At 57.2% G+C, this 22,381-nt stretch carries 14 protein-coding genes, 17 tRNA genes, 3 rRNA genes and 1 pseudogene; 6 read left to right on the top strand and 29 right to left on the bottom strand.

Annotation, left to right across the window (positions count from 1 at the left end; all coding sequences use genetic code 11):
* Window positions 1-180 precede the first annotated feature (180 nt).
* The 3 genes from PM3016_RS04935 to PM3016_RS37020 all read left to right on the top strand — a co-directional run bounded on the left by PM3016_RS04935 (window position 181) and on the right by PM3016_RS37020 (window position 3,880).
* Window positions 181-1,812 carry a copper amine oxidase N-terminal domain-containing protein gene (locus tag PM3016_RS04935; protein ID WP_013917230.1) on the top strand — a complete coding sequence of 544 codons (1,632 nt, stop codon included), beginning with the start codon at window positions 181-183 and terminating at the stop codon, window positions 1,810-1,812.
* A gap of 606 nt (window positions 1,813-2,418) precedes the next feature.
* Entirely contained in the window at window positions 2,419-3,639 is a 1,221-nt protein-coding gene (locus PM3016_RS04930) for a C40 family peptidase (RefSeq protein ID WP_013917229.1), read from the top strand.
* A 148-nt stretch (window positions 3,640-3,787) separates the two neighbouring features.
* Window positions 3,788-3,880, top strand: a complete 93-nt coding sequence (locus PM3016_RS37020) for a sporulation protein YjcZ (protein WP_014368624.1) — start codon at window positions 3,788-3,790, stop codon at window positions 3,878-3,880.
* A 125-nt stretch (window positions 3,881-4,005) separates the two neighbouring features.
* Here the strand turns inward: PM3016_RS37020 and PM3016_RS39360 are convergent, their stop codons facing one another.
* The 8 genes and pseudogenes from PM3016_RS39360 to PM3016_RS04895 all read right to left on the bottom strand — a co-directional run bounded on the left by PM3016_RS39360 (window position 4,006) and on the right by PM3016_RS04895 (window position 11,065).
* Window positions 4,006-4,566 carry a molybdopterin-binding protein gene (locus PM3016_RS39360; protein ID WP_238540445.1) on the bottom strand — a complete coding sequence of 187 codons (561 nt, stop codon included), beginning with the start codon at window positions 4,564-4,566 and terminating at the stop codon, window positions 4,006-4,008.
* The gene (locus PM3016_RS39355; RefSeq protein WP_238540444.1) at window positions 4,547-5,269 is read right to left on the bottom strand and encodes a molybdopterin molybdotransferase MoeA; all 723 of its coding nucleotides are present in this window, start codon (window positions 5,267-5,269) and stop codon (window positions 4,547-4,549) included. Before PM3016_RS39355 ends, PM3016_RS39360 begins: the two co-directional genes overlap by 20 nt.
* A 6-nt stretch (window positions 5,270-5,275) precedes the next feature.
* Window positions 5,276-6,283 carry a GTP 3',8-cyclase MoaA gene (gene moaA / locus PM3016_RS04920; protein WP_013917227.1) on the bottom strand — a complete coding sequence of 336 codons (1,008 nt, stop codon included), beginning with the start codon at window positions 6,281-6,283 and terminating at the stop codon, window positions 5,276-5,278.
* A 124-nt stretch (window positions 6,284-6,407) separates the two neighbouring features.
* Entirely contained in the window at window positions 6,408-7,073 is a 666-nt protein-coding gene (gene mobA, locus PM3016_RS04915) for a molybdenum cofactor guanylyltransferase (RefSeq protein ID WP_014368623.1), read from the bottom strand.
* Between the two features lie 323 nt (window positions 7,074-7,396).
* Window positions 7,397-8,052, bottom strand: a pseudogene (locus PM3016_RS04910) (MOSC domain-containing protein).
* A 64-nt stretch (window positions 8,053-8,116) separates the two neighbouring features.
* Window positions 8,117-9,460, bottom strand: a complete 1,344-nt coding sequence (locus PM3016_RS04905; RefSeq protein ID WP_041619031.1) for a molybdopterin-dependent oxidoreductase — start codon at window positions 9,458-9,460, stop codon at window positions 8,117-8,119.
* A 143-nt stretch (window positions 9,461-9,603) separates the two neighbouring features.
* Window positions 9,604-10,413: a pyruvate, water dikinase regulatory protein gene (locus PM3016_RS04900; RefSeq protein ID WP_013917223.1), complete on the bottom strand. Its 810-nt coding sequence runs from the start codon at window positions 10,411-10,413 to the stop codon at window positions 9,604-9,606.
* A 25-nt stretch (window positions 10,414-10,438) separates the two neighbouring features.
* Window positions 10,439-11,065, bottom strand: a complete 627-nt coding sequence (locus tag PM3016_RS04895) for a helix-turn-helix transcriptional regulator (protein ID WP_041619030.1) — start codon at window positions 11,063-11,065, stop codon at window positions 10,439-10,441.
* A 254-nt stretch (window positions 11,066-11,319) separates the two neighbouring features.
* Between PM3016_RS04895 and glpX the strand changes: the two genes are divergently transcribed.
* The 3 genes from glpX to PM3016_RS04880 all read left to right on the top strand — a co-directional run bounded on the left by glpX (window position 11,320) and on the right by PM3016_RS04880 (window position 14,903).
* On the top strand, window positions 11,320-12,315 hold the full coding sequence (gene glpX / locus PM3016_RS04890; protein ID WP_013917221.1) for a class II fructose-bisphosphatase: 996 nt from the start codon (window positions 11,320-11,322) through the stop codon (window positions 12,313-12,315).
* 614 nt (window positions 12,316-12,929) lie between these two features.
* Window positions 12,930-13,748, top strand: coding sequence for a sulfite exporter TauE/SafE family protein (locus tag PM3016_RS04885; protein WP_014368617.1), 819 nt, complete (start codon window positions 12,930-12,932; stop codon window positions 13,746-13,748).
* Window positions 13,749-13,865: 117 nt separating this feature from the next.
* A complete protein-coding gene (locus PM3016_RS04880) occupies window positions 13,866-14,903 on the top strand; it encodes a polysaccharide deacetylase family protein (RefSeq protein WP_014368616.1) in 1,038 nt (345 codons plus the stop codon).
* An 85-nt stretch (window positions 14,904-14,988) separates the two neighbouring features.
* Here PM3016_RS04880 and PM3016_RS04875 read toward each other — a convergent pair whose 3' ends face one another.
* The 21 genes from PM3016_RS04875 to PM3016_RS04775 form a co-directional block, all read right to left on the bottom strand.
* Window positions 14,989-15,615: an SGNH/GDSL hydrolase family protein gene (locus tag PM3016_RS04875; protein WP_013917218.1), complete on the bottom strand. Its 627-nt coding sequence runs from the start codon at window positions 15,613-15,615 to the stop codon at window positions 14,989-14,991.
* Window positions 15,616-15,765: 150 nt separating this feature from the next.
* A tRNA-Leu gene (locus tag PM3016_RS04870) sits at window positions 15,766-15,845 on the bottom strand.
* A gap of 3 nt (window positions 15,846-15,848) precedes the next feature.
* Window positions 15,849-15,925 (bottom strand) — tRNA-Arg (locus PM3016_RS04865).
* 20 nt (window positions 15,926-15,945) lie between these two features.
* Window positions 15,946-16,034 (bottom strand) — tRNA-Leu (locus PM3016_RS04860).
* Window positions 16,035-16,044: 10 nt separating this feature from the next.
* Window positions 16,045-16,118, bottom strand: a tRNA-Cys gene (locus PM3016_RS04855).
* A gap of 12 nt (window positions 16,119-16,130) precedes the next feature.
* Window positions 16,131-16,205 (bottom strand) — tRNA-Gly (locus tag PM3016_RS04850).
* Between the two features lie 9 nt (window positions 16,206-16,214).
* A tRNA-Gln gene (locus PM3016_RS04845) sits at window positions 16,215-16,286 on the bottom strand.
* Between the two features lie 26 nt (window positions 16,287-16,312).
* A tRNA-His gene (locus tag PM3016_RS04840) sits at window positions 16,313-16,388 on the bottom strand.
* A gap of 13 nt (window positions 16,389-16,401) precedes the next feature.
* Window positions 16,402-16,472: transfer RNA gene (locus tag PM3016_RS04835), tRNA-Trp, on the bottom strand.
* Between the two features lie 8 nt (window positions 16,473-16,480).
* Window positions 16,481-16,566, bottom strand: a tRNA-Tyr gene (locus tag PM3016_RS04830).
* A 13-nt stretch (window positions 16,567-16,579) separates the two neighbouring features.
* Window positions 16,580-16,655, bottom strand: a tRNA-Thr gene (locus PM3016_RS04825).
* A gap of 4 nt (window positions 16,656-16,659) precedes the next feature.
* Window positions 16,660-16,735: transfer RNA gene (locus tag PM3016_RS04820), tRNA-Phe, on the bottom strand.
* A 49-nt stretch (window positions 16,736-16,784) separates the two neighbouring features.
* Window positions 16,785-16,861 (bottom strand) — tRNA-Asp (locus PM3016_RS04815).
* Between the two features lie 13 nt (window positions 16,862-16,874).
* A tRNA-Met gene (locus PM3016_RS04810) sits at window positions 16,875-16,951 on the bottom strand.
* A gap of 17 nt (window positions 16,952-16,968) precedes the next feature.
* Window positions 16,969-17,044: transfer RNA gene (locus tag PM3016_RS04805), tRNA-Val, on the bottom strand.
* Between the two features lie 11 nt (window positions 17,045-17,055).
* Window positions 17,056-17,127: transfer RNA gene (locus tag PM3016_RS04800), tRNA-Glu, on the bottom strand.
* Window positions 17,128-17,165: 38 nt separating this feature from the next.
* A tRNA-Ser gene (locus PM3016_RS04795) sits at window positions 17,166-17,254 on the bottom strand.
* A 6-nt stretch (window positions 17,255-17,260) separates the two neighbouring features.
* A tRNA-Asn gene (locus PM3016_RS04790) sits at window positions 17,261-17,336 on the bottom strand.
* A gap of 9 nt (window positions 17,337-17,345) precedes the next feature.
* Window positions 17,346-17,462: ribosomal RNA gene (gene rrf, locus PM3016_RS04785) — 5S ribosomal RNA — on the bottom strand.
* Between the two features lie 170 nt (window positions 17,463-17,632).
* Window positions 17,633-20,562: ribosomal RNA gene (locus PM3016_RS04780) — 23S ribosomal RNA — on the bottom strand.
* A 271-nt stretch (window positions 20,563-20,833) separates the two neighbouring features.
* Window positions 20,834-22,370: ribosomal RNA gene (locus PM3016_RS04775) — 16S ribosomal RNA — on the bottom strand.
* The 16S, 23S and 5S rRNA genes sit together here with 17 tRNA genes alongside, the layout of an rRNA operon.
* Between the last annotated feature and the right edge of the window lie 11 nt (window positions 22,371-22,381).

Genomic DNA, 22,381 nt, shown 5'->3' with positions numbered 1-22,381 from the left:
ATCGCACAATCCTCCGCTTCGGATGACGTGCCCCCCAATTGATTTGGCAAAGTGTGATCCAAATTCCCATCCCCCTCGTTACACTCACTGAGAAGCACAACAATGGGAGCTGGCCAGCTTACCTATTCATCCTAACCATAACGATAAGCCTATCATAAACTTCCAAGGAGTGTTGATCCCATGAAAACCTTGTCCGCAAAAGTGCTTCCGCTCGCCCTGAGCCTTGCCCTGACGCTTCCGGTTGCTGCGGCTTCCCTTCCATATATAACGAATGTCGCCAGCGCCCATACGCTGAGCGTGAACAGCCCGGCTTCCGACCTGCGGGCCACTGTGGATCGTCTGCTTGGTGAACATGCCCTGCTTGCGATCCTCGCCATGCAAAAAGGAATCGACGGCGCCGCCGACTTCAACGATGCTGCCGCCGCCCTCGACAAGAACAGCGACGAGCTCTCCGATGCGATCGGCTCCGTGTACGGCAAGGAGGCGGGCGATCAGTTCCGCGTCCTCTGGAAAAAGCACATTCCGTTCTTCGTCGACTATGTCAAAGCCACCGCGGCGAACGACGAAGCGGGCCGCAAAACCGCGGTCGATGAGCTTGTGGAGTACGCCGGCGAGTTCGGCGCTTTCCTCGAGTCGGCTAACCCGAACTTCAAGCAGGCCGACATCGTCGCATCGCTCAAGGGCCACGTCAGCACGCTGATCACTGCCTTTGACAAATACAATGCCAAAGATTACACCGCCGCCTACGCTTCCGTGCGTGAAGCTTACGGCCACATGTTCATGACCGGGGATTACCTGGCCTCGGGCATCGCCAAGCAGTATCCTGACCAGTTCAACTGGAGCGGAACTTCGCAGAAAGCTTCCGACCTGCGTATCGCCGTAGACCGCCTCCTGGCCGAACACGGCTTCCTGGCCGCACTCACCATGCAGAAGGGCCTGGACGGCGCTCCGGACTTTGCGGCAGCCGCTGCGGCGCTTGATCAGAACAGCGACGAGCTGTCGGACGCGATCGGTTCCGTGTACGGCAAAGAAGCCGGCGATCAGTTCCGGGTCCTCTGGAAGAAGCATATCGGCTTCTTCGTAGACTATGTGACAGCGGCAGCCAAGATGGACGAAGCGGGACGCAAAGAAGCTATCGACGAGCTGACCGAATATGCCGGTGAATTCGCCGCTTTCCTCGCGGGAGCCAACCCGAACCTGAGCAAGGATTCCCTTGCCAAAGAGCTTGATAATCATGTAGGACACCTGCAAAAAGCATTCGATTCCTACGCGGCCAAAGACTACGCGAGCGCTTACAGCAGCCTGCGCACCGCTTACTCCCACATGTACATGACGGGCGATTCCTTATCTGGTGCCATTGTAACCCAGTTCAATGAGAAATTCCATGACGCCGGGATGGCGGCCTCCCCGAAGGTATGGATGAAGATCGGCGGCAGCGAGCTCATGATTGACGACAAGACCGTGGTGATGGATACCGCTCCGTACATGTCCGGCACCCACACCTATATCCCCCTGCGCTACCTCGCTGAGGCCATCGGCGCCGAAGTGAAGTGGGAGGAAGCTGCCCGCACGATCCGGGTGATGACGGGCGGCAATACGGCCACCTTCTGGATTGACAAGGATTACATGGAGCTGAACGGCGAGCCCCAAGCGATCGGCTCCCCGGTCATGATGAAAGACGGCCGGACCCAGGTGCCTCTGCGTTTCATCACGGAACTCCTCGGCTGGGATGTGAAGTGGAATGAGAGTGATTGGTCCATCACGCTGACCAAGGCGATGTCCATGACCTCCTCCCCGGCGCACAGCCATTAAGCGCTGCAGCCCATTAGATAGCTTTACTCGAAGAGCGGGCCTCCGCTCTTTTTCCTATTGTTTCCCTGCGGGCCTATCCCGCCCTTTACCTGTGGGGTTACTTGTGACTTCCCGCTTTTCCCCATGGGTTCCTTGCATCTCTCCTAAGCCATTGCCCCTCTGCCATAGGGACAGGACTTACGGATGCCCCATCCAGGCCTCAAGGCCCTAATCGTTCCTTGACGCCGTTATAACTGCCCGATCCCCTGTCCAACCTTTTCTTGCTTTTCCAATAGGCCGATCCCCCGGCTGATTTTATCCCGCTCCTGCTTTCTTCGGTCCGTGACTCCGGCACGATCTTTGCCTTCGGACCGCTCGCGTTTGGTAGAACTTACATGTCCCTCAAGCGCAATATCCCAAGATAATGATTCCAGATGCTCTAAAATATCGGTGATCCCCAGCCGACGAGTGTGCCGAACAGCCTACAGCCCCCTCGTTTTCCAGCATTTTTATGACAGCTTTTCCCGATGCGTTTGTCGTTTTCTCTGTGCTATGATCAATTCATAATAACAAGCAATCCTCTTACATAACCGGAGGAATCTATCGACAACGGAGGAGTCCTGCATCATGAAAAAACAGCTGCTCGCCATCGTACTCGGCGCCGCCGTGGCTTTCTCATCGATCCCTTATCAAGCCCTTGCTTTCTCTTATGAAGTATCCAAAGTCAAAGTCGTCTCCAGCGTCAGCTTCCGCACCCAGCCTTCCACCTCCGGTGAGCGCATCCGCTATCTGAAAGCCGGCGAGCTGCTGGACCTCGTCAGCGTCTACAACAGCTACTGGCTGCAGGTCAAGGATGCGTCCGGGCAAGTAGGCTACGTATCCTCTTCCTCCACGTACGTGCGGATGACTACGGTGCAGGTCGACACGGAGCCGAACGGCGAGATCACCGCTTCCGTTTCCTTCCGGACAGGCCCTTCCACGAACGACGCCCGGATCCGCTATTTCCAGGAAGGCGAGAAGGTCCTCGTCCTTGAACGAACCAATGATTACTGGTACAAAGTACAGGATGCGAGCGGGGTCGAAGGCTACGTCAGCTCTTCTTCACAGTACATTACGACGACCTTCGCCGGAGCGGCCGAAGAGGTAATCGAAGCCGAGCCGGTTGAAGCTTTGTTCCAATCGGAGCCGAATGCAACCGCCCTGGCTTCCGTATCGTTCCGCAGCGGACCTTCCACCGACTCTTCGCGGATCCGCTATCTGGCCAAAGGCGAGAAGCTGCTCGTCCTGAACAAAGTGAACAGCTACTGGTACAACGTTCAGGACCAGTATGGAGTCATCGGCTATGTGAGCACGAGCTCCCAGTATATCAGCACGACATTCGTTGAACCGTACAAGCTCCTCAGCCCTTCGGTGGCGGCACAGCAAGTGATCGATGCCGGCATGAAATATATCGGCGTGCCGTACGAGTTCGGCTCGAGCCGCTACGACCTGTCGACGTTCGACTGCTCCGATTTTGTCCGTCAGAGCTTCCTCGACGGAACGGGCCAGCTGCTGCCGGGCGATTCCCGCAGCCAGGGAGCATATGTGAAATCGATCGGCAAAACCTCGGGCGAATGGAGACAGCTGAAGGCCGGCGATCTCATGTTCTTCATGTCCTACAAAGGCTCGAGCGCATCGAGCTATGAAGGTATCGACAAGTCCACCGAGACGATCACCCACGTCGGTATCTACCTCGGAGACGGCCGTGTGCTGCACACGTACTCGGTTGAATCCGGCGGAGTCCGTATCGATACGGTCGCGGGCTCCCAGTGGGAGAAGCGCTTCCTCTTCGGCGGCTCCACTTACTAAGCGCCCATACGGGAATCCCGATTCATGCCTGCACCTGTTTCCTCCGGGAATACAGGTGTTTTTTCTTGCCTGAAACCGGGCTGACGTCCAATCAGCAGGAGCAAGGGAGACATATGTTATATCAAGTCTTCTGAAAGGGGGATGTCACATGAGCGCTGTTGGCGGATACTACACTACGACGGGCGTTATTCTGGTTCTCTTTATCCTGCTCGTAATCGTTTCCCGTGCACTGGTAATCTAATTGCATAGGCTGATCCTGCCGCGGCGGCTTTCGGAGCTGCGCGGCAGGGACCATGCCGCACTCAAAAACCCCCGGAACGCGTAAGCGTCCCCGGGGGTTTTTGGCATGCTGCGGCAGAGAACCCGTCAACCGGTTCCCCTGCCGATATGAAGAATCCGCACCTGGGTCCCCTTTTCCGTGCCGCGTCCGCCGGCCGGAAGATGGATCAGGCAGTCGGCATCCTTGATGGACACCATAATACTGGACTTGTCATGTCCTGCGGGAACCGCCTGCAGCAGGCCGTCCTCCACATAGGTTGTTCCCCGGACATAGCGGGGGTAGGCCGAGCCTTTGCCGTAGGTGCACCCCAGCTGCGCTGTGCTCTCGGCAGGCAGCGGCGAGGCGGCTCCCATGACTGCCCTCAGGTACGGCCTTACGAGCAGTTCGAAGCCTACATAGCAGGCTCCGGGATTCCCGGACAGTGCAAACAGCGGCTTGCCCCGCCATCTGCCGGCGGAAGTGGGACTGCCGGGCCGCATGGCGATTTTGTTAAACCACAGCTCCCCGTCCCACCGCTCGAAGAGCTCTACAAGCACATCCTTGTCCCCTACGGAGACCCCGCCGGTCGTCACCACCACATCCGCCCATTCTATGGCCTTCAGCAGCTCCGCTTCCACCTGAGCGGCGTCATCCGGCAGGATGGACATGGATGCGGGCCGTGCCTCCGGCTTCCTGTACCTGGCAGGCCAGCATGTACGAATTGCTGCATCGGATTCGTCCGGGCTCCAGCTCCGCTTCCACAGGAAGCAGCTCCGAGCCGGTCGAGAATACCGCCACGTTCGGTCTGCGGAACACCGGCACCCGGCTCCAGCCGAAGGTAGCCAGGATGGCGGCCTCTCCGGGCCCGATGACGCGTCCCGTTTCGAGCAGCGGCTCTCCGGGAGCGGTTTCCTCCCCGATCTCGGTAATATTCTCGCCGCGTTTCATTGCCCGGTGCAGGGCTACCGTACCGCATGCCCGCGCCCCTTCCATGGCGTCGGTCATCTCGAGCATGATGACCGTGTCCGCCCCCTCGGGCACGACCGCGCCGGTCATGATCCGGGCCGCCTGGCCGGCTTCCACCCGCTGCTGCGGCACGGCTCCCGCGGGAATGGTCTCAGTGACCTGCAGCCGAAGGGGACGGTCTCCCGCGGCCCCCGCCGTGTCCTCTGCTCTTACGGCATAGCCGTCCACGCCGGAACGGCGGAAGTGGGGCACCGGGGAAGCCGCTGCGACCGGGCAGGCCAGCCGCCGTCCGTACGCTTCGGTGAGCTCCGCTTCCTCTGTTTCCAACACCCTCGCCTGCTCTATGATCATCGCCTGGGCAGCCTCCAGCGTGACCGCCCGGCGTCCGAATCGAAGTCCGTTCACCGCTGCTTATCCCCCGATCTGTGACATCCGCCGTATGGTAGGCGTATGGCTCTGCGACTGCTTCAGAAGCGCCTGGGCCATCTCATGGCTTTCCGGCTTGACGTCCAGCGCACGGAAGAACATGGCGGCCAGCGCCTCATCATCTCCGATATACCGGCGCACGTTGAACTCGTCGGACCAGTACAGGCACGGTTTGATGTTGCCGTCCGCCGTCAGCCGAAGCCGGTTGCACGTTTGGCAGAAGTGATCGCTCACCGGATGGATCAGCCCGAACGTTCCCGCAGCACCGGCGATCCGGTAATTCTGGGACGGTCCGTTGCCGGAGATCGGCTTCTCGAGGGCATCGACCTTCCAGCCGCGCTCCGCGCACCTCTCCAGAACGGTCGTCAGCGGCAGGTACCGGGCCCGCCAGCCTTCGTCCTCGTGTCCGATCGGCATATATTCAATGAAACGGACGTGAATATTCCGCTCCAGGGTCATGGCGAGGAAATCCCCGATCTCATCGTCATTCATGCCCTTCATCAGCACGACATTCAGCTTAACCGGATCGAGCCCGACCCGGTAAGCGGCTTCCAGTCCCTGCAGCACGCGTTTCAGGTCTCCCCCGCGGGTGATCAGGGAGAAGCGGTCCGGCCGCAGCGAATCCAGCGACACGTTGATCCGGGTCAGTCCGGCCTCCCGCAGCTTCTCCGCACGGGAAGCAAAATAGATACCGTTGGTTGTCAGCGCTATGTCTTCGATGCCGGGGATGGCTGACAGCATACCGACAAGGACCTCCAGGTTCTTGCGCACAAGCGGTTCTCCTCCGGTCAGACGGATCTTTCTCACCCCGTAACCGGCGAGCACCCGGACAACGGATGCAATTTCGTCGAAGGTCAACAGCTTCTCATCCGGTTCGAACTCCATTCCTTCTTCCGGCATGCAGTACACGCAGCGAAGATTGCACCGGTCCGTGACCGAGATCCGAAGATAATCATGCACACGGCCGAAGCGGTCCACGAGCAGTTGTGTCATTCCCCTCACCTCCTGTATGTGAACGCTGTGTTTATGCGTTGGTTTTCCTCTTATTATGTCACAAAAAGTGACCGATTCCTAGTATCGAGGGCACTTTATGTTATGATTCCTGACAAATATCTCACTAAAATGACGAACGTTCCCGAAGCAGCTCCTGGTATTCATCCGGCGTATTGATATTTCGTACAAAATCCGTACGGATGCCCAGCCTGTTCCATACTACCTCATCTACCGGCTCCCAGGATGTGAGATGGAGCACACCCATCATCCGATAATCGCTCTCCTCGAGCATACGTTCTGCCAAAGGGAGGATTTTCTTCCGGTATACGCCGTGGAGGGGATGGATCCGGCCGGCAATGCAGGGAACTGCCGCCGCGGCATCCGTGTGAAGGCAGACGGCCGCCAGCTCGGCGGCCGCCTGGGAGGAGACGAACGGCATATCGCAGCCTACGACCCACAGCAGGTCGGAAGAAGACGCATGCAGAGCAGACTGAAGCCCGCCGAGAGGGCCTCTGGCAGGTACAAGATCCGGTACGACCCGGACGGCGATCCCTTCCTCCCTCAGAGCTGCCAGCTCCTCAGCATACAATGAGGCATTCTGGGTCAGGAGCAGAATGTCGCTGCAGACTCCCGACATTTCCTTCACCTGCCGCTGCAGGAAGGTCTCCCCTTCCACAGCGAGCAGTGCCTTGCTCCGGCCTCCCATCCTCCGGTTCTGTCCCCCGGCCAGAATGGCGCCGGTCAGCGGTGCCGCCGCGTTTGCCTGCCCTGTCTGCACGTCTGTTTCCACTCCCCTATTCCTCCCTTCTGCTTCTCAAGCATATCGCCCTGCATGCATGGCCCTCCGGCTTCCTGAAACCGGTCCAGACCGTCACTTCCTTACGAAATTCATCATGCTTTAGTACCTGTGACTACCTTATCTTTGCTGCCATACCTCTGTCTTTCACTATTGCATTAGGACTTGCGTTCTAACACTCGTGGTTCACCACATGTCTTCTCACCTGTGCTTGTGTTCACTTGTGCTTCACACTTATGCCTCACACCTGCGCTTCACACTTAGCCCCAAGCCACCTGCATACTTTCCCTCCAGGCTGCCGGATTCCCAATCCCAAGTCAGCCCTGCTCCTCCTGCGCGGCCTCCAGCCGCTTCTCGAAGCTCTCGCGCCAGCTGTCCGACAGCGCTTCGACCTCCAGCAGACGGCGGATGCCCTCATAATCCCGCTTATCCCGATACTGCAGCCGGTTCGCCTCGGCGACCGATATTCCGAGCGGATGCCGCTCGAGAAGCTGAACCGCCTGCCCCGCTTCCACCGTACCTTCCTCAATCACGCGAAAATAATATCCCGTATACCCGGTGTCCTGCACCTGCAGGGCGAGATCCTTCACTTCATGCTTGGCCGCCAGCTTGTAGCAGGGCTGCCGGGGCTGCGTCACCTGGACCTTGGCCGATCCGACAGCAAAAATATCCCCGATATGAACCTGATCCTCCGTCCACCCGGTAACCGTAAAATTCTCTCCGAACGCGCCCGTAAGGCAGCTCTTTGCCAAGCTGATCGCGCCAATAACGGATAATGGTCGGCGGCATAGACGCAGATCGCCTTATCCGGTCCTCCGTGATGGACCCGGTCTCCCTGGCCATCGCCTTCCAGCTGCTCCCGTCCAAGCCGCAGCGGTCCGTTAACCGCCTCTTTATAAATGCCGGTTTCCACCGATTGAGCCCCATACGTGACGACAGCCGGCATCGCAATATTCAATGAAACAAGCTGCATAGGTACAATAACTCCTTCCGCGATTTCCAGTTTTCTCTACTATAGAGCAAAGGAGCGGTGCTGTCTACGACAGCCCGCCCCCCTTGACCCACGCATTTTGTTCATAGCCCCGCAGCTCCCAATACCCGATATGCTCCTTCTCCACCAGCTCGATGGCCTGCAGCCACTTCACCGATTTATAGGCATACATCTGCGGTACGACGAGGCGGACCGGCCCGCCCAGCTGCTGGGGAATCGGCTTGCCGTCCATGAGAACGGCGACCATGACATCGTCCATCCGGGCCTGCTCCAGGGACAGGCCGCTGGTGTAGACGCCGTCTCCCGAGTACAGCTTCACGAACTTCGCCCGGTCCTTGACCCCCGCGAGATCCAGAAGCTCCCGGAGGGGGATGCCTTCCCAGGTTACCTTGTACACCGACCATCCCGTAATGCAGTGAAAGTCACTCACCTGCACCGTCCGCTTGAGCCCGGTGAAGGCGCTCCAATCCCAGAGCTGCTCCTTGTCGACCAGCCCCGTCAGGGCGAACTTCCAATCCTCACTCGTAAAAGAGGGGATTCCCGTCACCGTATACACGCGGAAGTTCCCTTGGCTTCCTCCGCCGGCAGGAGGGCTGGACGCCGGAAGCGGCACCGGCTCCGGCAGCATCCGGTTGCCGTCCGACTCCGCCAGACGTTCGAGCGCCGTCCCTCCGGTGTCCGCAGACTGCTTCACCCACCGGTAAAAGGCCGGCCCGACGCCCAGCACCAGCAGCAGGCCTGCGCCCAGCCGCAGAAACGCCGCCCGCGAGATCGGAGCCTCCTGCAGCTGCCGCAGCAGGCGCTGTCCACCACTCTCCGAAGCGGCGTGCAGCCCGCCTTCGCCTACAGCCCCCGCCTCTGCCTGCGGCTCCTGCACCTGCTGCGGCCTTCCCTTCGCCGCCTTCACCCAGCGGCTGCGCGAGATCGAATGGTAGACGGCATAGGGCACGCCTACCCAAGTGAAGGCATCGTGCAGCAGCAGCGCTGCATTGCCCCATGCCGGGTCCAGGCGGCGGAGCTGCCACAGCAGCACGCCGGTGAAGCTCCAGCCGGCGAGCAGGAACAGCACGCCGCCAAGGTTCCAGCGCTGTGCGGGCCGCTGTGCCAGCTGACGCCAGTGCTTGCGCAGGAGGGGCAGATACAGCACCATCACGACGATGGACAAGAAGCCCAACCAGACATGGGCATCTTTGAGCCAGATTCTTCCCTGCCCCAGCTCCCGCACCGGCTCGACGAAGAGCAGGATACCGCTTACGGCCAGCACCGTCACGAGCCAGGCATTCCACCGGTGGAGCTGGACCAGCCTTTTGCCGTAGGGCACGCTGCCCAGCCATGCTTTCCATGGTTTCACGGATCGCTCCGCCTCCTCCTTGATCACGATGTTCGTCAATGTTCCTGTTACCAATGTATACGGCGGATTCCACCGGAGAGATCACTTGACGCACGCAAAAGATGCTGCACATCGTCCCCAGCCCCCATAAAAGACACCAAGAGCCTGAACCCCGCGGCTCAAGCTCTTGAAATCCTCTCCTTTTACCTCTGCAGGTAGTCCATAATCAGCCCGGCGGTCTCCTCGATCGCCCGGTCCGTCACGTTCACCACCAGGCAACCGACCTGCTTCATCAAGCCTTCGGCATACTGCAGCTCCTCCTGGATCCGGTCGAGCTCCGCATACTTAGAGCCGAACGGCAGCCCGACCGCCTTCAGGCGCTCGGTGCGGATCTTGTACAATTTCTCCGCATCCATCGTCAGTCCCACGATCCGCGAGCTGGGCAGCAGGAAGAGCTCCCTCGGCAGCTTCACCTCAGGAACCAGCGGCAGATTCGAGACCTTAATCCCCTTGTGCGCCAAAAAAATACTCAGCGGCGTTTTCGAAGTCCGCGACACCCCGATCAGCACCAGCTGCGCCTTCAGCAGGGCTCCCGTATCCCGGCCGTCATCGCACTTCACGGCGAACTCCACCGCCTCCACGCGGCGGAAGTAGTCTTCGTCGAGCTGGTGGAGCAGGCCCGGCTTGCGTTTCGGCGCGTCCCCCCACGTATCGATGAAGGCCTCCATCATCGGCCCCATCACATCGACCGCCCGTACGCCAAGCCGGATTGCCTCTTCCTTCATCATCTCGCGCAGCTCCGGCTGAACGAGCGTATAAGCTACGAAACCGCCGCGGCTGGCCGCTTCTTCCATGATAGCCCGGATTTCATCCTCCGTCTTGATGTGGGAGATCCGTTTGGTCCGGACCTGGTGCGCGTCGAATTGGCGCATCGTCGCCCTGACGACCGCCTCGGCCGTTTCCCCCAGGGCATCCGAACAGATCGTGATCTCATACAGCTGCTCATCCTTCATCCGGTTTCTTCTCCTTTACTTATCCCTAACGGTCCGCTACGAGGTCGAGCAGGATCTGCGTCATGATGGTCTTCGTCATCCGGCCGACAACGTCCCATCTCGTTCTTCCATTGACCGGATCGGCTTTCGACGGCACGACAACCGGCAGCGAGTCCACCTGGTGGTGAATCATTTTGCGTGCCGCATCGATTACCGAGTCATCCGGAGATACATGGACGACGTTCGCTCCCCGCGTCATGGCCATGGATACCGGCATGGTCGAAGCTCCCGGATTGCCCAGCGTAACCTTCAGCAGGTCTTTGCGGGAGATGACCCCCGACAGGCACCCGTCCTCATCCACGACAATCAGGCTCCCCACATTCTCCAGAAAAAGCGAGACCACCGCGTCGTTCACCGAAGCGGTTTCGCGTACGATCACAGGCATCGCCTGCACTTCACTCACCTTGAGGCCGAGCAGCTTGCGCCCCGCCTGCGATCCGGCCGATACGGCCGAGCCTGGTGTATATCCGACCTTGGGCTTCGCATCCACCAGCCCCAGCATGACAAGCAGAGCCAGGTCCGAGCGCAGGGTCGGACGGCTTAATCCGAGCATTTCGGCTATTCCTTCGCCGGTAATCGGCGCATGTTTTTTCACAAGCTCCACAATTTGCAATTGGCGCGCAGTCAGTTCGATGACCGGTCCCTCCTTACAATCTTCAGCGGCATCGGCGGTCCTTTGCGGCTTCCTGTAACAATTGTACCAAAAAGCGCTACCTTCTGATAGAACATCCTGCTTTCCGCCTCATATATCTCATTATGTGTGACTTAATATAAAATTAATAATTATTTATTGCGCATTATAACTTTATTTATTATACTCTATTTAAACATAAAAGACCATATATTGGCCGAAAGGTGGAGTTCGGAATGGAGAGAGAACTGGCACTGGAGTTCGTACGCATTACGGAATTGGCCGCATTATCGGCAGCCGGATGGATGGGACGAGGGGATAAGATCGGCGCGGACGGCGCGGCTACGGCCGCTATGCGGGCTATGTTCGATACGGTTTCGATCCGGGGGACCGTCGTCATCGGGGAAGGCGAGATGGACGAGGCCCCCATGCTCTATATAGGTGAACAGGTCGGCAACGGAACAGGGCCTGAAGTTGATGTAGCCGTGGATCCCCTCGAAGGAACCGAGCTCGTTGCCAAGGGACTGAACAATGCCCTCGCCGTTCTAGCCATTGCCGGCAAAGGCAACCTGCTCCACGCGCCGGATATGTATATGGATAAGCTCGCGGTGGGACCTGAACTCGCAGGCCGTCTCAGCCTGGAAGATCCGCTGGAGACGACGCTGACCAAAGCCGCTGAGCTGCTCGGCAAACCGCTCAGCAACCTGACCGTCATGATCCTCGACCGCGACCGGCACCGTCAGCAGATCGAGATTCTGCGCCGCGTCGGCGTTCGGATCAAGCTGCTCAGCGATGGCGATGTAGCGGGCGCTATGGCGCCGGCGATGGCCGATTCGGGCATCGACCTGTATGTGGGCTCCGGCGGTGCTCCCGAAGGCGTGATTGCGGCCGCGGCGCTGCGCTGCCTTGGCGGCGAGCTGCAGGGCAGGCTGCGCCCGTCCTCCCAAGAGGAGGAGAACCGCTGCATTGCCATGGGGCTGACCGATCCGCACCGCATCCTCACCATGGAGGATATGGTGGGTACGGAAGACGTCATCTTTGCGGCAACCGGCATCACCCCCGGGGAGATCCTCAGCGGAGTCCGTTACCTGCCCGGCAACCGGGCCGAGACCCACTCAATCGTGATGCGGGCCAAAACGCGGACCATCCGCTTTATCCAGTCTAATCACTATCTGCCGAACAAACCCATCTTTGGCCAGGTGCAGAGCGAAGCCGCTGCCTCGCGGGCTTAACTCCCTCCCTGCCGTTACGCATTTGGTTTAGTCACCTCGACAAGGCGCCTTTTGAAAAGGCGCCTTTGTTTTTTTCTGTCTGCCGGAGGCCACAGGGCAGCTCCAGGCTGCAGCTCCAGCAGACTGTTCGCCCCTTAACTCTCCCGCCCCTTGCCTGCCTGTTCTCCCCTTAGCTCTCTCCAGAACCTCGCTACCTGTTCGCCCCTTACGTTCTCCACGAACCTCGCTACCTGCTCTCCCCAGCTCTCCTGACCCTCGCTGCCTGTTCTCCCCTTAACTCTCCTGCCCCTCGCTGCCTGTTCTCCCCTTAACTCTCCCGACCTTCGCTGCCCGTTCGTCCCTTATCGCTCCGGACCTCGCTGCCTGTTCTCCCCCAGCCCACTGCCTTTATCAGTGCCGCCCCAGGCTGCTGCTCTCACGTTTAATCCCGGTCCCCCTCTGCAAATGATCTATCCAAACCTGGCCGTTTCCCCCGCCACTGCTTTCGAGTGCTGCACCGCCTCATGATTGCCGGCAGCTGCAATTACCCACCTTGCGGTTTGCTGCTCCTGCCTTCCTGCAGTACAATAGCCTTGCACAGATTTGACTCCAAAAAAGGAAAGCAGGCGGCCCCCATGAGCATTTTATTTTATACCGCAGTCGGTCTTCTCTCTGCCACGTTCGGCAGCTTGGTGGGGCTTGGCGGCGGTATTATTATTGTCCCGGCCCTGGTGTACCTGGGGCCTTATTTTGTCGGTGAATCCATTTCCGTGGCCACGGCTGTAGGGACGTCCCTGGCCGTACTCATCTTCACCGCTCTCTCTTCTACGCTGACCTTTGTTAAACAGAAGCGAGTCGATTTCAAAAGCGGCTGGCTCTACTTTCTGACCTGCGGCCCGGGGGCGATGCTCGGCTCCTATGTCACGCAGTTCGTAGACGCCTCATCCTTCCAGCTCAGCTTCGGCATCTTCATGCTTCTCATGGCCATTCTGCTGATTCTGAGAGATGCCATGAAGCCAATCAATATCCAATGGTCTATTAAACGTACCTATACGGACGGACAAGGCCAAACCTTCCAGTACGGCTACAGTGTCCTGCCTGCCCTCTGTATCGGACTTGCCGTCGGGTTCATTTCGGGGCTGTTCGGCATCGGCGGCGGATCACTGTTCGTACCGGCTATGGTGCTGCTCTTCCGTTATCCGCCCCATGTGGCCACAGCGACATCCATGTTTGTCATCCTGCTTTCCTCGATCCTCGGCAGTTTAACTCATCTGGGACTCGGCGAGGTCAATCTGTGGATGGTTGCCGGTCTGGCCCCGACCGCCATTGTGGGCGGCTGGCTGGGTGCGCTCATCGCAAGCCGTCTCAGCTCACGTAAGCTGATGTGGGTGCTACGGATAACGTTCATCCTCGTCGCCATCAAAATGATCTGGGAGGGACTCACCTCCCCCTAGGCAACCCCTTTGGGACATGGCAGCTTGCAAGGTCATCCGGTTCAGCATAATCCCCCCTGGTCCAAACCAAACTAAGGCAGAGGAATATTACTGCAGTCAAAGGGAGGAGGGAACATCATGAACCGGACGCTGCCGGCCATAACCGCTGCATTCCTGTTAGGCGGATCGCTGCTTCTCAGCTCCTGCGCCCCAGCCGCTCCTAAATCAGCCGCTCCCCTTACGGAGTCCCCTGCAGCGGAGCCTCCAAGAGATGAGGAATTCATGCCCAAGAGCGCGAATGCCGGAAATGCCCCTACCGTCATCCTTCCTCCGGCTGCATTGAATCCCTCGCCAACTATAACTCCAACTCTGCCTACACCCGTACCTCAGTCGTTATCTGCACCTGCACCGGTCATTCCTCCTGCGGCACCCATCCCGCGTACCAAGGCGAAGCCCAAGAGTCAACCCACCGCCCCAACAAAGCCGGCCAAAGAAACGGTATCCGTTCGTCAGCAGCTAACGTTGTCCCAGCTCACCCGCAAGTACCCGAACCTGCTTGTGCGCAGAGGACCGACCTCCTCCAAAAAGGCTGCACTCACCTTCGACGATGCTCCTGATGACCGCTACACGGAGCAGGTCCTGGACACCCTTGCCGCCTCTGGGGTTAAGGCTACCTTTTTCGTGCTGGGCTCTCAGGCTTCCAAATATCCTGATGTGGTCAGACGTATGGCAAGAGAGGGTCATGTTATCGGCAGCCATTCGTATCAGCATGCTCTCTTTCCCAAGCTGACTGATGAACGTTTCCATTCTCAGATTGAAGATACGGAGCAGACGCTGCTGAAACTGGTAGGCTACAAACCGAGGCTGCTTCGCCCTCCCTACGGTGAGATTACGGAGAGCCAGCTGCTGTGGGCAGGCGAGCGCGGCCTGAAGATCGTGAACTGGAATGTGGATTCTCTGGATTGGAAACAGCTGGGGAAGGAGCAGGTGACGGCCAACATACTTCGTGGAGTGGAAGCCGGTTCGATCATCCTGCAGCACTCCGGCGGCGGACCCGGACAAGATCTCAGCGGAACCGTTGCTGCCCTGCCCGGTGTCATTGCCTCCCTTCGCGCCCAAGGCTATCAGCTTGTGACCCTTCCGGAACTTCTGCAGGTCTCCAAGCAGCTGAAGTAGCGCCTATATAAAAAAAGAACTCCCTTAAACAAAGGAGTTCTTTCCGCTTGCTCACATTGCAGCCCGAACCTAGCTTCAGCTCGTTCTACGCCTGGACGGCCTTCAACCATGCATCTGCAATAAGCGCATGCCCGGCAGGGGAAGGATGAACTCCATCCGGTGCCCAATAATCCGGAGCTGTCTGTGCACTCGCGGCAGCAAACAGGCCGTCCAAGGGAACGTACAGCGTTTGAAACTCGCTGGCCAACCGCCGTACCACCTGGATCTTAGGGTCAAGGTCCTCTCTCCAACTCCTCCGGTCTTCAGGCACCGGAAGAACGAAGGGCTCCACCAAAATAATCTTAGCGTTCAGCTGCTCCTTGGTCTGCAGGATCAAACGGTGGTAACGCTCAGCGAACTCTTCCGTTGACGTTGGATCGTCCCGGTCATACCGCCGCCAGGTATCATTAATCCCTATGTAGATGGAAACCCATGTAGGCTTGAGATCAATACAATCCTCCTGCCACCGGTCCAGCAGATTAACCACCCGGTTTCCTCCGATTCCCCTGTTCAGGAATCGAACTTCCTTTTGCGGATACAAGTGCCCAAAGCGAGCGGCCGCCATTAAGGCGTATCCTACGCCGAGGTCATGTCCGTTCTGTCTGTTCCTTCCACAGTCCGTAATGCTGTCCCCTTGAAAAAGGACCACCGCTCCATCTTCGATCTTCGTCATGCCGACTTCTCCTCCCTATCGGTCACCAATCATATCCAATTGCGCACACTATCTGTACCTCAAAGATACTAGAAAGGGAAGGTCTTTGTATATCCGCAAAATAAACAAAAAAGCTTAGAAGACCTGAAGTCTTCTAAGCTTTTGCTTTGATGCCGGTAGAGGGACTCGAACCCACACGGTTTCCCTCACGATTTTGAGTCGCGCGCGTCTGCCAATTCCGCCATACCGGCTAGTGGCGTGCCCTAAGAGATTCGAACTCCTGACCTTTTGATTCGTAGTCAAACGCTCTATCCAGCTGAGCTAAGGGCACATGCTATAAAACAATTGGAGTGGTGCCGAAGACCAGACTTGAACTGGTACGGTGGTCACCCACCGCAGGATTTTAAGTCCTGTGCGTCTGCCGATTCCGCCACTCCGGCGAACAAAAAATGGAGGCGCCACCCAGACTCGAACTGGGGGTAAAGCTTTTGCAGAGCTCTGCCTTACCACTTGGCTATGGCGCCTCAGTACTAAAATGGAGCGGAAGACGGGAATCGAACCCGCGACCCTCGCCTTGGCAAGGCGATGCTCTACCGCTGAGCCACTTCCGCATAATAAAACTGGGGATCTAGGATTCGAACCTAGGCATGACGGAGTCAAAGTCCGTTGCCTTACCGCTTGGCTAATCCCCAATGCTTGAATTCTTTTTTAAAAGATATGGGGCGGTCGAAGGGAATTGAACCCTCGAATGCCGGATCCACAAACCGGTGCGTTAACCACTTCGCCACGACCGCCATGGCAAGAAAACAGGGGCAGCAGGAATCGAACCCACACCAAAGGTTTTGGAGACCTTTGTTCTACCTTTAAACTATGCCCCTATAAAAACTGGTGGAGGCTGATGGATTCGAACCACCGAACTCGTACGAGAACAGATTTACAGTCTGCTGCGTTTGGCCACTTCGCTAAGCCTCCATATGAAATTGCATGGTGCCGCCGAGAGGACTTGAACCCCCAACCTACTGATTACAAGTCAGTTGCTCTACCAATTGAGCTACAGCGGCGTAATGGTGGCTCGGGACGGAATCGAACCGCCGACACGAGGATTTTCAGTCCTCTGCTCTACCAACTGAGCTACCGAGCCTTCTGAAAAAACATAATAACATTATAGCTTACTCTGAACGAAAAGTAAATGGCGGAGCCGACGGGATTCGAACCCGCGGTCTCCTGCGTGACAGGCAGGCATGTTAGGCCTCTACACCACGGCTCCACACTAAGTAAATTGGTTGCGGGGGCAGGATTTGAACCTGCGGCCTTCGGGTTATGAGCCCGACGAGCTACCGGGCTGCTCCACCCCGCGTCAGTAAAAAGTCTTTATGGTGGAGGCTGACGGGATCGAACCGCCGACCCTCTGCTTGTAAGGCAGATGCTCTCCCAGCTGAGCTAAGCCTCCATGGGATAAAATGACCCGTAGGGGATTCGAACCCCTGTTACCTCCGTGAAAGGGAGGTGTCTTAACCCCTTGACCAACGGGCCAAACCAGTAATAAGTGCATTAATCTAAAAATAAATCTACGGAGAGAGAGGGATTCGAACCCTCGAGACGCTTGTGACGCCTACACGATTTCCAATCGTGCTCCTTCGGCCAGCTCGGACACCTCTCCAAGATATGGCTCCCCGAACAGGACTCGAACCTGTGACAACTCGATTAACAGTCGAGTGCTCTACCAACTGAGCTATCAGGGAATACTGAGAGCTTGGCGACGTTCTACTCTCCCAGGACCCTGCGGTCCAAGTACCATCGACGCTGGAAGGCTTAACGTTCGTGTTCGGGATGGGTACGCGTGGTTCCCTTCCGCCATCATCACCAAACGGTTGTTCAAGGCTTGCACCTTGAAAACTGGAAACGAAACAGCGCTCGGGCATATCTTTTTGCGCTCCGTTATGCTTCGCATAAAGGTCGCTTTCAAAAAGATATCTCCTCGCTTACTAGCTAAAGATCAAACATCTATATTACTGCCGCCGCTTCCCTCAGGAAGCTTGTGGATAAGCCCTCGACCGATTAGTATTCGTCAGCTCCACGCGTTGCCGCGCTTCCACCCCGAACCTATCAACCTCGTCGTCTACAAGGGGTCTTACATACTGGGAAATCTCATCTTGAGGGGGGCTTCACGCTTAGATGCTTTCAGCGCTTATCCCGTCCGTACTTGGCTATCCAGCCGTGCTCCTGGCGGAACAACTGGTACACCAGCGGTACGTCCATCCCGGTCCTCTCGTACTAAGGACAGCTCCTCTCAAATTTCCTGCGCCCGCGACAGATAGGGACCGAACTGTCTCACGACGTTCTGAACCCAGCTCGCGTACCGCTTTAATGGGCGAACAGCCCAACCCTTGGGACCTACTTCAGCCCCAGGATGCGATGAGCCGACATCGAGGTGCCAAACCTCCCCGTCGATGTGGACTCTTGGGGGAGATAAGCCTGTTATCCCCAGGGTAGCTTTTATCCGTTGAGCGATGGCCCTTCCATTCGGTACCACCGGATCACTAAGCCCGACTTTCGTCCCTGCTCGACCTGTTTGTCTCGCAGTCAAGCTCCCTTATGCCTTTGCACTCTTCGAATGATTTCCAACCATTCTGAGGGAACCTTGGGGCGCCTCCGTTACGCTTTAGGAGGCGACCGCCCCAGTCAAACTGCCCACCTGACACTGTCCCCGTACCGGATCACGGTACCAGGTTAGAACTCCGATACGATCAGGGTGGTATCCCAACGGCGCCTCCACCCAAGCTGGCGCTCAGGCTTCTCAGGCTCCCACCTATCCTGTACAGATCGTACCAAAGTCCAATATCAAGCTGCAGTAAAGCTCCATGGGGTCTTTCCGTCTTGTCGCGGGTAACCTGCATCTTCACAGGTATTAAAATTTCACCGGATCTCTCGTCGAGACAGCGCCCAAGTCGTTACGCCATTCGTGCGGGTCAGAATTTACCTGACAAGGAATTTCGCTACCTTAGGACCGTTATAGTTACGGCCGCCGTTTACTGGGGCTTCGGTTCACAGCTTCGGATTGCTCCTAACCGCTCCCCTTAACCTTCCAGCACCGGGCAGGCGTCAGCCCGTATACTTCGCCTTGCGGCTTCGCACAGACCTGTGTTTTTGCTAAACAGTCGCTTGGGCCTTTTCACTGCGGCCCCCTCGGGCTATTCACCCTACCGAGGCACCCCTTCTCCCGAAGTTACGGGGTCATTTTGCCGAGTTCCTTAACGAGAGTTCTTCCGCGCGCCTTAGCATGCTCTGCTCGCCTACCTGTGTCGGTTTGCGGTACGGGCACCTTCTCCCTGGCTAGAGGCTTTTCTTGGCAGCCTGAACTCATGACCTTCGGTACTTAAATTTCCCTCCCCATCACAGCTTAGCCTTACGATGTGCGGATTTGCCTACACATCAGCCTTACTGCTTGGACGAGCATCCATCAGCTCGCGTCACTATCCTTCTGCGTCACCCCATTGCTCATAACGGTTCACGGTGGTACAGGAATTTCAACCTGTTGTCCTTCGACTACGCCTTTCGGCCTCGCCTTAGGTCCCGACTTACCCTGAGCGGACGAGCCTTCCTCAGGAACCCTTAGGCTTTCGGCGGATCAGATTCTCACTGATCTTTTCGTTACTCATACCGGCATTCTCACTTGTATGCAGTCCAGCTGTCCTCACGATCAACCTTCAACCCGCATACAACGCTCCCCTACTGCCCGGGTGCAAACAAGTTTGCACCTTGGACTCATAGCTTCGGTGGTGTGTTTAGCCCCGTTACATTTTCGGCGCAGAGTCACTCGACCAGTGAGCTATTACGCACTCTTTCAATGGTGGCTGCTTCTAAGCCAACATCCTGGTTGTCTGTGCAACTCCACATCCTTTCCCACTTAACACACACTTGGGGACCTTAGCTGATGATCTGGGCTGTTTCCCTCTTGACAATGGATCTTAGCACTCACTGTCTGACTCCCGGGCATCACGTTTGCGGCATTCAGAGTTTGACTGGACTTGGTAACCCTTGGCGGGCCCCGCACCCAATCAGTGCTTTACCTCCGCAACGCTAACCCGAGGCTAGCCCTAAAGCTATTTCGGGGAGAACCAGCTATCTCCGAGTTCGATTGGAATTTCTCCGCTACCCCCACCTCATCCCCGAATTTTTCAACATTCGTGGGTTCGGGCCTCCAGTGCGTGTTACCGCACCTTCACCCTGGACAGGGGTAGATCACACGGTTTCGGGTCTACGTCCACGTACTATGTCGCCCTATTCAGACTCGCTTTCGCTGCGGCTGCGGCTTCTCACCTTAACCTCGCACGGGAACGTAACTCGCCGGTTCATTCTACAAAAGGCACGCCATCACCCATTAACGGGCTCTGACTTCTTGTAAGCACACGGTTTCAGGTTCTTTTTCACTCCGCTCCCGCGGTTCTTTTCACCTTTCCCTCACGGTACTGCTTCACTATCGGTCACCAGGGAGTATTTAGCCTTGGCAGATGGTCCTGCCGGTTTCCCACGAGGTTTCACGTGTCTCGCGGTACTCAGGATCCGTCTAGGGTGTTCGCAGAATTTCAGTTACGGGGCTTTTACCCACTCTGGCCGGCCTTTCCAGACCTGTTCGCCTACTCTGCTTAACCCACATTGACGTCCTACAACCCCAAGGAGCAAGCTCCTTGGTTTGGGCTGTTCCGCTTTCGCTCGCCGCTACTGACGGAATCACTATTGTTTTCTTTTCCTGAGGGTACTTAGATGTTTCAGTTCCCCTCGTATGCCTCCAATGCAGCTATGTATTCACTGCATGGTACATGCGAATTACCACATGTGGGTTTCCCCATTCGGACATCCCCGGATCAAAGCCTGCTTACGGCTCCCCGAGGCATTATCGTTGTTCGCCACGTCCTTCTTCGGCTCCTGGTGCCTAGGCATCCTCCGTGTGCTCTTAATAGCTTAACCTAATCAGCTATTCGAAACATTGGATGTTTCAGCTTTATTTGCTTTGTTTCGCTATCCAGTTTTCAAGGAACAAACCATGTTCACCGCCGTTTCACTGGCAGGAACGTTATCTTAGCATGGCGCCGCGGCCGATACAAGTATCAGCTTTTGACAGCCTAGCCAAGTTTGAAAGGCATTGCACCTTTTCAAAACTGAACACGAGTGAGTGTCCGCAGCTCAAGGGCTGCTATAAGATTTGTCCGCCACCCTGCAGGTGACATGGACTCCATAGAAAGGAGGTGATCCAGCCGCACCTTCCGATACGGCTACCTTGTTACGACTTCACCCCAATCATCTACCCCACCTTCGACGGCTGGCTCCCTTGCGGGTTACCCCACCGGCTTCGGGTGTTGTAAACTCTCGTGGTGTGACGGGCGGTGTGTACAAGACCCGGGAACGTATTCACCGCGGCATGCTGATCCGCGATTACTAGCAATTCCGACTTCATGCAGGCGAGTTGCAGCCTGCAATCCGAACTGAGACCGGCTTCTAAGGATTCGCTCCATCTCGCGACTTCGCTTCCCGTTGTACCGGCCATTGTAGTACGTGTGTAGCCCAGGTCATAAGGGGCATGATGATTTGACGTCATCCCCACCTTCCTCCGGTTTGTCACCGGCAGTCACTCTAGAGTGCCCAACTCAATGCTGGCAACTAAAGTCAAGGGTTGCGCTCGTTGCGGGACTTAACCCAACATCTCACGACACGAGCTGACGACAACCATGCACCACCTGTCACCTCTGTCCCGAAGGAGGACCCTATCTCTAGGGCTTTCAGAGGGATGTCAAGACCTGGTAAGGTTCTTCGCGTTGCTTCGAATTAAACCACATACTCCACTGCTTGTGCGGGTCCCCGTCAATTCCTTTGAGTTTCACTCTTGCGAGCGTACTCCCCAGGCGGAGTGCTTATTGTGTTTACTTCGGCACCAAGGGTATCGAAACCCCTAACACCTAGCACTCATCGTTTACGGCGTGGACTACCAGGGTATCTAATCCTGTTTGCTCCCCACGCTTTCGCGCCTCAGCGTCAGTTACAGTCCAGAAAGCCGCCTTCGCCACTGGTGTTCCTCCACATCTCTACGCATTTCACCGCTACACGTGGAATTCCGCTTTCCTCTCCTGCACTCAAGTCTTCCAGTTTCCGGTGCGAACCGGGGTTGAGCCCCGGGCTTAAACACCAGACTTAAAAGACCGCCTGCGCGCGCTTTACGCCCAATAATTCCGGACAACGCTTGCCCCCTACGTATTACCGCGGCTGCTGGCACGTAGTTAGCCGGGGCTTTCTTCTCAGGTACCGTCATTCGCAGAGCAGTTACTCTCCACGACATTCTTCCCTGGCAACAGAGCTTTACGATCCGAAAACCTTCATCACTCACGCGGCGTTGCTCCGTCAGGCTTGCGCCCATTGCGGAAGATTCCCTACTGCTGCCTCCCGTAGGAGTCTGGGCCGTGTCTCAGTCCCAGTGTGGCCGATCACCCTCTCAGGTCGGCTACGCATCGTCGCCTTGGTGGGCCGTTACCCCGCCAACTAGCTAATGCGCCGCAGGCCCATCCGTAAGCCACAGGTTGCCCCGTGTTTCATGATTCCGGCATGCACCGAAACCAGCTATCCGGTCTTAGCTACCGTTTCCGGTAGTTATCCCGATCTTACAGGCAGGTTGCCTACGTGTTACTCACCCGTCCGCCGCTAAGCACCGAAGTGCTCCGCTCGACTTGCATGTATTAGGCACGCCGCCAGCGTTCGTCCTGAGCCAGGATCAAACTCTCCATTAAAGGAAAGCTGA

It is taken from the genome of Paenibacillus mucilaginosus 3016 (assembly GCF_000250655.1).
In the GTDB taxonomy this organism is placed as follows: domain Bacteria; phylum Bacillota; class Bacilli; order Paenibacillales; family NBRC-103111; genus Paenibacillus_G; species Paenibacillus_G mucilaginosus.
This window is presented reverse-complemented; position numbering and strand designations above follow the sequence as displayed.